This is a genomic window from Polaromonas sp. YR568, from assembly GCF_943369415.1.
GTDB lineage: Bacteria > Pseudomonadota > Gammaproteobacteria > Burkholderiales > Burkholderiaceae_C > Polaromonas.
On record NZ_CALRNF020000067.1, the window covers coordinates 1 to 10,479 of the forward strand.

At 65.1% G+C, this 10,479-nt stretch carries 11 protein-coding genes and 1 pseudogene; 9 read left to right on the forward strand and 3 right to left on the reverse strand.

Going from position 1 to position 10,479, the window contains the following annotated elements; all coding sequences use genetic code 11:
• Nucleotides 1-333 precede the first annotated feature (333 nt).
• Nucleotides 334-545 (forward strand): annotated as a pseudogene (locus ACLV74_RS24850) (pseudouridine synthase); the annotation flags it as partial.
• A 132-nt stretch (nt 546-677) separates the two neighbouring features.
• A complete protein-coding gene (locus tag ACLV74_RS24855; protein ID WP_411882095.1) occupies nt 678-2,549 on the forward strand; it encodes a M48 family metallopeptidase in 1,872 nt (623 codons plus the stop codon).
• A 9-nt stretch (nt 2,550-2,558) separates the two neighbouring features.
• Here the strand turns inward: ACLV74_RS24855 and ACLV74_RS24860 are convergent, their stop codons facing one another.
• Nucleotides 2,559-3,287 carry an SOS response-associated peptidase gene (locus ACLV74_RS24860; RefSeq protein ID WP_411882096.1) on the reverse strand — a complete coding sequence of 243 codons (729 nt, stop codon included), beginning with the start codon at nt 3,285-3,287 and terminating at the stop codon, nt 2,559-2,561.
• Nucleotides 3,288-3,478: 191 nt separating this feature from the next.
• Here ACLV74_RS24860 and ACLV74_RS24865 point away from each other — a divergent pair, with 191 nt between their 5' ends.
• On the forward strand, nt 3,479-4,075 hold the full coding sequence (locus ACLV74_RS24865) for a pseudouridine synthase (protein ID WP_411882097.1): 597 nt from the start codon (nt 3,479-3,481) through the stop codon (nt 4,073-4,075).
• 5 nt (nt 4,076-4,080) lie between these two features.
• On the opposite strand, the gene ACLV74_RS24870 is transcribed toward ACLV74_RS24865, so the two are convergent.
• Complete coding sequence (locus ACLV74_RS24870) at nt 4,081-4,983, reverse strand: helix-turn-helix transcriptional regulator (RefSeq protein ID WP_411882098.1); 903 nt, start codon at nt 4,981-4,983, stop codon at nt 4,081-4,083.
• 78 nt (nt 4,984-5,061) lie between these two features.
• Between ACLV74_RS24870 and ACLV74_RS24875 the strand changes: the two genes are divergently transcribed.
• The 4 genes from ACLV74_RS24875 to ACLV74_RS24890 all read left to right on the forward strand — a co-directional run bounded on the left by ACLV74_RS24875 (nt 5,062) and on the right by ACLV74_RS24890 (nt 8,056).
• Nucleotides 5,062-5,952, forward strand: a complete 891-nt coding sequence (locus tag ACLV74_RS24875) for an SDR family oxidoreductase (RefSeq protein ID WP_411882099.1) — start codon at nt 5,062-5,064, stop codon at nt 5,950-5,952.
• A gap of 288 nt (nt 5,953-6,240) precedes the next feature.
• Nucleotides 6,241-6,651, forward strand: a complete 411-nt coding sequence (locus ACLV74_RS24880) for a GreA/GreB family elongation factor (RefSeq protein WP_411882100.1) — start codon at nt 6,241-6,243, stop codon at nt 6,649-6,651.
• A 244-nt stretch (nt 6,652-6,895) separates the two neighbouring features.
• A complete protein-coding gene (locus ACLV74_RS24885) occupies nt 6,896-7,531 on the forward strand; it encodes a DUF938 domain-containing protein (RefSeq protein ID WP_411882101.1) in 636 nt (211 codons plus the stop codon).
• Nucleotides 7,532-7,639: 108 nt separating this feature from the next.
• The gene (locus ACLV74_RS24890; protein WP_411882102.1) at nt 7,640-8,056 is read left to right on the forward strand and encodes a pyridoxamine 5'-phosphate oxidase family protein; all 417 of its coding nucleotides are present in this window, start codon (nt 7,640-7,642) and stop codon (nt 8,054-8,056) included.
• Nucleotides 8,057-8,136: 80 nt separating this feature from the next.
• Here the strand turns inward: ACLV74_RS24890 and ACLV74_RS24895 are convergent, their stop codons facing one another.
• On the reverse strand, nt 8,137-8,487 hold the full coding sequence (locus tag ACLV74_RS24895) for a DUF2200 domain-containing protein (RefSeq protein WP_411882103.1): 351 nt from the start codon (nt 8,485-8,487) through the stop codon (nt 8,137-8,139).
• A 250-nt stretch (nt 8,488-8,737) separates the two neighbouring features.
• Between ACLV74_RS24895 and ACLV74_RS24900 the strand changes: the two genes are divergently transcribed.
• Both ACLV74_RS24900 and ACLV74_RS24905 read left to right on the forward strand, forming a co-directional pair.
• Nucleotides 8,738-8,956 (forward strand): hypothetical protein, encoded by a 219-nt coding sequence (locus ACLV74_RS24900; protein ID WP_411882104.1) that lies wholly within the window; start codon nt 8,738-8,740, stop codon nt 8,954-8,956.
• 7 nt (nt 8,957-8,963) lie between these two features.
• Nucleotides 8,964-9,857, forward strand: a complete 894-nt coding sequence (locus ACLV74_RS24905; RefSeq protein WP_411882105.1) for a peptidoglycan DD-metalloendopeptidase family protein — start codon at nt 8,964-8,966, stop codon at nt 9,855-9,857.
• Nucleotides 9,858-10,479 lie beyond the last annotated feature (622 nt).

Genomic DNA, 10,479 nt, shown 5'->3' on the forward strand with positions numbered 1-10,479 from the left:
AGCGGCGCACTTTGAGGCAGATCCACACAGACTCAGCCCAAAAAGGAGAAAACCAAGAACTTATCCACATCGTGAGCACCTTCTGCTCACAAAGAGTGTGGGTCAATATTCGATGGAAAACTCGGGTCAGACTTCAGCGGAATTCAACACTATAGAACATCCGTTACCGACGAAGCAGCACTAATTGTAGGGGCTTCCGTTCGTTTTCAGTTGAAAAATGATCCCAAGGGAGAGTGTGCGATAAACATCGAACGCAGCGGATAGGTTGGGGAAATTATCAGCCACGACAATAACGTACCTCCCCGCCTCATCTGCTTCAACAAACCCTAAGGCGTGCTGAGCCAGTTCACACCCAAAGGCCGTGGCGTAGGCTCAAGAATTTCATTGACCTGCCCGGGGTCTATGTGGCCGGGCGGCTGGATGCCGACAGTGAAGGCCTGCTGCTGACCAGCGACGGGCAATTGCAGACGCGCATCAGCGACCCGCGCTTCAAGATGCTCAAGACCTGTTGGGTGCAGGTCGAGGGCGAGCCGGACGATGCAGCGTGATCCAGTCACGCGAACCAATGCGCATCCGACATGGGCTTCACCTGCCCATTTCGCAAGCCAGGCACAGGCAAGCGTCAACGCCACAAAGCACCGCTATCATGGATCGACTTAATTCACGGGACCTTTCACATGGCCTCTGCACGCACGATCCACGCCGACCTCTGGCGGGTCTTTCTGCTGACCCTGGCGTCGCTCTTTCTCATTCCGGCGGCCACGCTGGTTTTCACGCACTACGTGCTGCAGACGGAGGACCGCGATTTCATCCAGCGCGTCGATGAACGCATCAACGCCGCGCGGGAGCTGACGCCGGCGCAAAAGGCCGAGGAAATCGCGTTTTACGACACGCACAGGCTCTCGATGGCGTGCGGCGCGACGGCCCCTGAGGACCGGGTCTTTCACGACAAGGTGTGCAGCCCTTATTCCATGCACTGGTGGTTCCACTGGGCCGATCGTGCCGCTTTCTGGACATTGATCCTGGGCGCGGCGCTGCTGGCGGCGGCCGGCGTGCTGGGCGCGCTGGCGTTTGCCAACCGCGGCCTGCGTTATGCCAGCTTTGTGGCGGGCTGGCGGCTGATGACGGTTTCCAGCGCGGTGGAGGTCACGCTGCAAAGCGCCATGCTGGTGTTCCTCTCGTTCTGGCTCACGGCCTACTTCTGGCACAACTATTACATCAAGCTGGTGGGCCTGGCCGGCATTATGGCGGCCCTGGCGGTCTTCTATGCGATCTACACCCTGTTCAAAAAGCTGCCTTCGGGTTATGCCATTGAAGGCGAGCTGCTGGGCCAGGCCGATGCGCCCCGCCTGTGGGACCGCATTCGCCAGTTGGCCGCCCGCGTCAACACGGCGCCGCCGGACCAGATCATTGCCGGCATAGACACCAACTTCTTTGTGACCGAGGCGCCCTGCTCCGTCGCCGGGCAGGCGCTGACGGGCCGCACGCTGTTTGTGAGCATCCCGCTGCTGCGCGTGCTGGACACCGCCGAGGCGGACGCCGTGCTGGCGCACGAGCTGGCCCACCTGGGCGGCGGCGACACGCGCAGCAGCGCCGCGCTGGGCCCCAAGCTCAACCAGTTCGACCTCTACACCTGGCAAATGCGCAGCGGCGGGCTGACCATCGTGGCGCACTACCTGCTGCGCCTGTACCGCATGGTGTTTGAGTTCGCGCTGGCGCGCGACAGCCGCGAGCGCGAATACACCGCCGACCGCGTGGCCGCAAAGCTCACGGCGCCGCAGTCCATCGTGCAGTCGCTGATCAAGATCTCGGCCTATTCCAGCTACCGCAACACCGTGGAACGCAAGCTGTTTGAGCAGGAGCACCAGCACAGCGGCGCCTTGGGCATTGCGGGTTTTGTGGCGGCCGGCCTGCATCCCTATGCGAGCTCGGGCGAGTTTGTGACGGCCATGAAGACCGCCGCCGTGCCCCACCCCTACGACACGCACCCGCCCCTGCTGGAGCGCATGCGCAACGTGGGCCACAAGCTGCCCGAGAGCAGCTACGGCGCCATCGTCACCACCGTGCCGTCGTCCACCTGGGCCGACGAGATCGCCACGGCCGGCGCCATCGAGCAGCGCCTGTGGAGCGAGTACGAGCAACGCTTCGCGGCCGCGCATGAGCAAAGCCTGGCTTACCGCTATGAGCCGGCCACCGACGAGGAACGCGCGGTGGTGCTGCGCTACTTCCCGCCGGTGTCATTTGACCTGGGCAAAGACAAGCGCATCGACATCAGCTACGAAGGCGTGCACGCCACGGCGGATGGCGGCGAGCTGACCTCATGGGACGAGGTGAAGGGCATGACGTTCAACAACAGCAGTTTCGGCAACACCCTGACCATCACCCATTTCGACAAGGGTTTGATCGGTGCGCGCACCAGCAAGATCAAGCTCAAGGGCCTGGGCAAGCAGGAGGCGCATTTCAAGGCGGTGCTGGGGAGCTACTGGCAGCGCCACCAGATCATGCGGGCGCAGCAAAAAGCCCGGGCTGAAGAAGCCGCGGCGGCCTGAGGCCTGCGCTTACCACTCCCGGCCCCTGCCGCCCTTCTGAACCGGGTTGGCCAACAACCAGTTGGCCGGATAGGCCCGCACGAACTCGCGCGCTTTCTCCGGCCTTGCGCCCAGCCAGGCGTCAAAGCCTCCCTCGTTCAAGATCGCGGGCATGCGCTTCTCATTGCCAGGTTGCTGGTACCGGCTGATCAGGGCGTGGGTGTTGGCGTTGAGTGTGAGCAGGCAAAAGCTGGTGATGACTTCACCGTCTGCGCCTGTCCAGCGCTCCCACAAACCCGCAATACCCATCGGCTTGCCATCGACCCGCGCAATGCGCGTGGGCACGGCCTTGCCACTGCGCCAGTCTTCTTCGATGAATGCCATCACGGGCACGATGCAGCGCTGGCCGGCTAGCCAGGCCTGGCGGAAGTTGGTGGACGTGGTGACGCTTTCGGATGGCGCGTTGACCAGCTTGGTTGAACGCAGCCTGGCGTCTGACGCGGACTTGACCCAGCGCGGCACCAGGCCGAACTGGCCCGTGACCAGTTCATGGGGCGGTTTGCCGGCTTCGCTGGCTTCTTCGGTGGGGTTGTCGCCCAGGCCTTCACTTTCCGCACCAGCCGGCACCGCGACGTGACGAATGAAGACGCCGGGTTGACGCGGCCACACCTGCAGGCCAATCGGTTGTTCGGGTGCGGCCACGCGGAACGCCTCAGGGTAAACCGTGGCGGGCCGGATGCTTTCGTATTGGGTACTCATGCGGCGATGCTATCGCAGTGGCACCGCACCAGGGCCGCGAAGGCCATTGCTGCCGTGCGCGGTGCGGGCCGCAGGGCCTGCCACTAGAATTCTCAGCTTCTCCCTCCAGGCGGCACGCGTGCTGCGCATCTTGCGCGGGGCAAGCTGCGTTGCGTTGATGCACGCCAGACTCCATTACGATCACCAGCTTCATGCCCCCCACCAACTCCACTTTGTCCGCCATTGGGGCAACGCCCCGGCTGATCTGCTTCAACAAGCCCTATGGCGTGCTGAGCCAGTTCACGGCTGAAGGCCGCTGGCGCGGGCTCAAGGATTTCATTGACCTGCCGGGTGTCTATGTGGCCGGGCGGCTGGATGCCGACAGTGAGGGGCTGCTGCTGCTGACCAGCGACGGGCAATTGCAGGCGCGCATCAGCGACCCGCGCTTCAAGATGCTCAAGACCTACTGGGTGCAGGTCGAGGGCGAGCCGAACGATGCGGCAATGGCCGCGCTGCGTGGCGGCGTGTTGTTGAACGACGGCCCCACGCGGCCCGCCATCGCCGAGCGCATGGACGCGCCGCCCGGCCTGTGGGAGCGTGAGCCGCCGGTGCGGGTGCGCAAAGCGATCCCGACCTTCTGGATATCGCTGGGCATACGCGAGGGCCGCAACCGCCAGGTGCGGCGCATGACGGCCGCGGTGGGCCACCCGACCTTGCGGCTGATACGCGCATCCATAGGCCCTTATGCGCTGGACGGCATGGCGCAGGGCAGCTGGCGTGAGATTGAAGAGCGGGCGGAAGCCGGCTAAGGCTTTCAGCGCTTCCCGGCTTTTTTCAAGGGCCCGGCCTTGTTGGCCATCAGCAAGGCCACGGCTTCCCCATCCGCCGGCGTCACCGGCGTGAACACAATCATGCTGAGCCCGGCCGCGCTGTCGACGGGGAAGGACTGGTACTCGAGCGTGATGGCGCCTGCGAGGGGGCGCTCTATGCGCTTGACGCCCCCGTAGTGGCCGCTGGTTTCGTTGTCGGCCCAGAGCCGGCGGAAGTCCTTGCTGCCGGTCTGCAGTTCTTCGGCCAGCGCGGCGGCCTCGGGGCAGTCACCGGCGCGCGCCGCGTCGACGCGGAAGGCGGCCATGGCAAATCGCGCATTGGCCTCCCAGTCGGGCAGGCTGCGCATGGCGGGGTCGGTGAACAGGCGCCTGAGCAGGTTGCGCCCGCCGGGCGGCTGCGCGGCGTAGTCGCTCAGCACGGCGGCCGCCGCGGCATTCCAGGCCACGATGTCCCAGCTGGGCGTCTTGACGATGGCGGGGCTGGCGGTCAGGCCGTCGAGCACGCGCTGCAGGGCGGGCGTGACGGCGGGTGACGATGCGGCGCCCTTGATGGGCGGCGGCCGCTGCCGGGCCAGCAAAAACATGAACTCGCGGTCGGCTTTATCCAGCGCCAGCGCGCCGGCCAGCCGCTCCAGCACCTCGTCGGACGGCGGGCCGCCGCGTCCCTGCTCGAGCCAGGTGTACCAGGTGACGCTCACATGGGCGCGTGTGGCGACTTCTTCACGCCGCAGGCCGGGTGTGCGGCGGCGGCTGTCGGCGCCCGCTGCGGGCGGCAGGCGCGCGCGGCGGTCACGCAGGAAGCCGCCCAGCGTGAGGGGTGCGGCCTGTGCTGCTTGGGCGGGCTGTGCAGACTGGGTGATGGGGTTCGTCAGGGTGTTAGTGCTCATACCTGTATACGCTCACGGCTTTTGCGAATCGGTTTGGCGACGCAAGATGCGGGCTCATTGATTTTTCAGGAGTTCAGTATGCGTGTTTTCTTGACCGGGGCCACAGGCTTCATCGGCTCGGCCATTGTGCAGGAGCTGCTTTCCGCGGGCCACGAGGTGCTGGGCCTGGCGCGCAGCGATGCGGCGGCCGACACACTGGCGCGGCTGGGTGCGCAGGCCCATCGCGGTGAACTGGCGGATACCGCCGGCCTGGCCGCCGCGGCCGGGGCCTGCGACGGTGTGATCCACACCGCTTTCATTCATGATTTTTCGGCGCACGCCGCGGCGGCCGAGACGGACCGCCAGGCCGTCACGGCCATGCTGGGCGCGCTCGAAGGCTCGGGCAAACCATTGGTCGCGACATCCGTCACCGTGCTGCTGGCCGGCGCCCGCACGGCGACGGAAGACACACCCGTGCCTGAGGCCTCGCCCAACCCGCGCGCGAAGGCGGAGGCCATGGTGCTGGCCGCGGCCGGCCGCGGTGTGCGCGCCAGCGTGGTGCGGCTGCCGCCTTCGGTGCACGGCACGGGCGACTACGGTTTTGTGCCCATGCTGGCGCGCGTTGCGCGCGACAAGGGTGTGTCTGCCTTTATCGGCGAAGGCGCCAACCGCTGGCCGGCGGTGCACCGGCTGGACGCGGCAAGGCTCTTTCGCCTGGCGCTGGAAAGCGCCCTGCCCGGCGCGCGCCTGCATGCGGTGGCCGAACAGGGACTGCCGATGCGCGCAATTGCCGAGGCCATAGGCGTGGGGCTGGGTGTTCCGGTGCGCAGCATCGCGGCGGATGAAGCGCCCGCCCACTTCGACTGGCTGGCGCGTTTTGTGGCGATTGACAACCCGACTTCGAGCGTGCTGACGCGCAGTGCCTTGGGCTGGCAACCGGGAGAGATGGAACTGCTGGCGGACATGCGGGACAGCGGCTACTTCGCTTGAAAAGGGATTCAGGGGATTCAGAGGAATAAGGCCTGGGGTCAACCATCCCACGCCGGCTCCTGATGAGCTTCAATCTGGCAAGAAGTGTGCGGGTATTGGCTGCGGGCTAAGATCCACGCATGACCCGCCTCATCATCCGCTCCCCGCGTCGCCAGCAGACGCCTGCACTTTCCTGAGCCCGGCGGTCCGCTCCCTCCCTTTTCAGCGCAACCATCCACCGCCGGGCACCCACCCCGCGCGTTCGCGAACGCCTTTCACAACCGGCGTCCGCATTGATGGAGTGCAGCCATGCATGCAATGGTTCACGGCGAGCGCACGCTTACCGACATTGATTACGCCCGCCTCAGCAAGCTGCTGAGCCAGCAGCGCCCCGGCCACCTGGCCGACCTGGTCGATTGGTTGGACGGCGCGGAGGTGACGAGCTCCCGCGCCGCGCCCAGCGATCTGGTCACCATGAATTCCCGTGTGGAAATCGTGGATGCGCACACGCGCCACCGCCAGGTTCTCACCATCTGCTACCCCGGCGATGCCGAGCCCGCCGCCGGCCTCATCTCCGTACTGTCGCCCGTGGGCAGCAGCCTGCTGGGGTTGAGGGCCGGTGATGTCGCCAGGTGGCTCACGCCGCACGGCGAGGGCTGCGCCGCGCAGATCCTGGCCATCCAGTACCAGCCCGAAGCCACGGGCGACTACACCCGTTAGCCCATCCGCCATTTCTGAAAAAGAAAGGAAAGCCGGCGCGCGACGGATACGCGCCGGCGCACCGAAGGCAGCTGCCGGGCCCAAGCCGGCGGCGCTGCAAGCCGGTGCGTGAAGAGCCGGTCAGGCGAACATCCCGCCGCCACCAGATCGGCGTGCCGATTCGAATGCTCCTGCGGCTGCTGGCGGGCATGCGGAACAGCGGCTACTTTGCGTGAGGTGGTTGGCGTGCGGTTTAATGACCGCCATGCCATCGCCAAATCTCAGCCCCCACTTCAGCCCTGCGGCGGACCGCAACAAACAAGCCATCCTGGAGGCTCTGCTCAAGGTCTTGCCTGAACAAGGCAATGCCCTTGAGATCGCCTCGGGCACAGGCCAGCACGTGGCCTGGTTTGCGGCGGGCCTGCCGCAGTGGACCTGGCAGCCGACCGACGCGATGCCGGCTTCGCTGGGTTCGATCTCTGCCTGGGTGGCTGAGCAGGGGCTGGCCAATGTGCGCCCTGCCTTGGTGCTGGACGTGATGGCGGCCGAATGGCTGCCGGGCGCTGCGCAGTTCGACCTCATCTACTGCGCCAATATGCTGCACATCTCGCCCTGGGAGACCTGCGCCGCGCTGATGCAAGGCAGCGCGCGCCACCTGGCGGCCGGCGGCGTGCTGGTGACTTACGGGCCTTACCTGGAAAATGGCGTGCCCACGTCGGAAGGCAACCTGGCGTTCGACCAGAGCCTGCGTTCGCAAGACCCGGCCTGGGGCATACGCCGCAGGGAAGATGTGGAGCAGGAAGCCGGGCGTGCCGGCCTGCAGTTGCGCGCCCGGCACCTCATGCCGGCCAACAACCTGCTGCTGGTCTGGGGCCGGTCGCCGCAGAACCCACGCGATTAACCTGGGCACGGGAATCCTTCCGAGGTGCTTGTCGGCCGACGTCCCACATTGCGCCTGCCGGGCTGCCAATAAGTTCAAGGCTTCTTCAACTTACCCAGTGAGCAATCCATGGCCAACACGTCCCTTGAATCCATCGCGCAAAAAATGCGCAAGCTCGACATCGCAGCCTTGACGACCATGACCGACAGCGGCGAGCTGGCTACCCGGCCCATGAGCAACAACGGCGATGTGGAATATGACGGCAACTCGTATTACTTCACTTTTGAGCAGTCGCGCACCGTATCCGACATCGGGCGCAACCCGCGCGTCTCGCTGGCGTTTGAGGGCAAAGACGGGCTTTACGTCAGCGTGGCGGGCACAGCGGAACTGATTCGCGACAAGGCCCAGTTTGAAGAGCACTGGGTGCCGGACCTGGATAAATGGTTTGACCAGGGCGCTGACACGCCAGGCCTGGTGCTGCTGAAGGTGAAGGCCGGCCGCATCAAGTTGTGGCAAGGCGAAGACAGCGAGGAATGGAAGGCCTGACGGGTCGGCCTTATTGGCTCATCGTGCATGAAGACCCTGACCGGGTCTTCGGCTTGGCAAGCCCATGAACCGCCGCCCGGCTACGACCGAAGAATCTTCTCCATCGCCTTCCCTTTGGCAAGCTCATCCACCAGCTTGTCCAGCCAGCGGATTTTTTGCATCAGCGGGTCTTCGACCTCCTCCACGCGGATGCCGCAGACGACGCCTTTGATCAGCGAAACATTCGGGTGCATGCGGGGGGCCTGGGCAAAGAAGGTCTCGAAATCGTTTTCCTGTTTGATCTGCCGTTTCAATCCCGCCTGGTCATAACCCGTCAGCCAGAGAATGATCTGGTCGACCTCTTCCTTTGTGCGGTTCTTGCGTTCCGCTTTCTGGACGTACATCGGATAGACCCTGGCGAACGCCATGGTGAAAATCTTGTGCCCGGGCATGGTCACGTCTCCTGTGTGGGGCGCTTCAAGTTGCCTGCCAGCCGCGAGGCCTTTGAGGCAGGTCAAACGGCCACAGTCTGCCTCGAAACCAGGCTGCAGGCAATTGCAGAGGCCGCGCGCCGGGTATCCCTATGGCGTGTGGGGCCGCTGCCCAAAGTGGCTGTTCGCCTACACAGGATGGCCGCGAACCCGGCTTAAATGGGAGGGCACGGGCTTGTTGCCCATTTTCCAACCCATCCAGGAGACAGCCATGCCCCAGTTCGCCATGATTACCGGTGACGTGACCTTCACACCGGGTGACGGTGCCCCGATTGAAATCCCGCGCGTGCGCGTTGAAGTCGCGCTGGAGCCCGACAGCGCCACGCTGAGCTGGGACGCCGGCGACGGCGTGGCCGCGGTGACGGCCATTCCGCGCATCCAGTTCGACGACTATGTGCGCGAGGGAAAAATCACCATGACGCCGCAATAATGGCGCCATGCATTCACGTTTTTCACACGCTACTGTTTCTTCATCCCTGAACCGCCGCTCGGCCCTGGGCGCCGTAATGGCCGCTGCGGGCTGGCTGGCCCTGCCGGCAGCCGGTTCGGCTGCAACGCCCTCGCCGTCCACTCCCTGGCCCAATGCCTCGCAGGTGCCGGGCGGTGTGGCGCGGCTGCCTTTGGGCCCGTCGGCGCAGCGGCCGCTGGCCTTCGCGGGCGAGATTCCCTTGCTGGTTCTGGGCGATGCAAACGCCTGGACGGCACTGGTGGGCATCGCGCTGTCGGCCCCGCCCGGCGACGCCGGCATCACGGTGCAGGCCGCCGACGGCACCCGGCGCGAGATCCCTTACGTGGTGGCGCCCAAACGCTACCGCGAGCAGCAACTCAAGGTGGAACCGCGCACGGTGGACTTGTCGCCCGAGGACCTGGCGCGCTACGAACGCGAACGCGCCCACCAGGAAGGCGTGATGGCCACCTTCAGCCAGCCGCTGCCGCAGGGCTCGCTGCGCATGCAGGTGCCGGTGCCGGGCCGGCGCTCGAGTTCTTTCGGACTGCGCCGCGTCTTCAACGGCCAGCCCCGCAACCCGCACAGCGGCATGGACATCGCGGCCGCCACCGGCACGCCGGTCGTGTCGCCCTTGCCGGCGCGCGTGATCGATACAGGTGACTATTTCTTCAACGGCAACACGGTGTGGCTGGATCATGGCGGCGGTTTGCTGAGCATGGTGTGCCATCTGAGTGCCATCGACGTGAAGCCTGGCGATACGCTCAAGACCGGGGAGCGTGTCGGGGCGGTGGGGGCGACCGGCCGGGTGACTGGGCCCCACTTGCACTGGGGGGTGATGCTGAACCGTTGCATGGTGGATCCGGCGCTTTTCTTTGCCGGCTGATGCTCCGGCGGTGCGCTCTCCTCTGAGTCCTGCTGGCCGGGGTCGCCCGGCATGCGACTCACTTTTTTTGCTTCGCCAAAAAAAGTAAGCAAAAAAAGGCGACCCTGGCTCCTGCGTCCCCTGCGCTTCGCTACGGGGCAACCTGCGGTGCTCGGTCCAGCCGGGGTCAAAAACAACTCGCTTCGCTCAAACAAGTTTTTGCCCTGATCCGTCTGGCCCTCCGCTCCTCGGCGCATCCACAAGGGGTGGGAGCGGAGAGAAGAAATATCGAACAGCCAACAGCCGAAGACAAAACCCCGAATACCTGAAGAAACGAGGACTCGCCATGGCGAGTCCTCGTTGGTATTTGTTTTCTTGGTATTTCGGTATTCGGTTCCCGATCCCGATTGCCCCTTGTGGATGCGCCGAGGAGCGCAGGGTCAGGCGGATCAGGGATCGCGTTGTTTGAGCGAAGCGCAGCGTAGCGAGTTTACCGAGACCACGCCTGAACCGAGCACCGCAGGTTGCCCGTAGCGAAGCGGAGGGACGCAGCAACCAGGGTCGCCTTTCTTTTGCGTACTTTTCTTTGGCGAAGCAAAGAAAAGTATGTCGCCTGCCGGGGCGAGACCCAGCCAACCGCCCT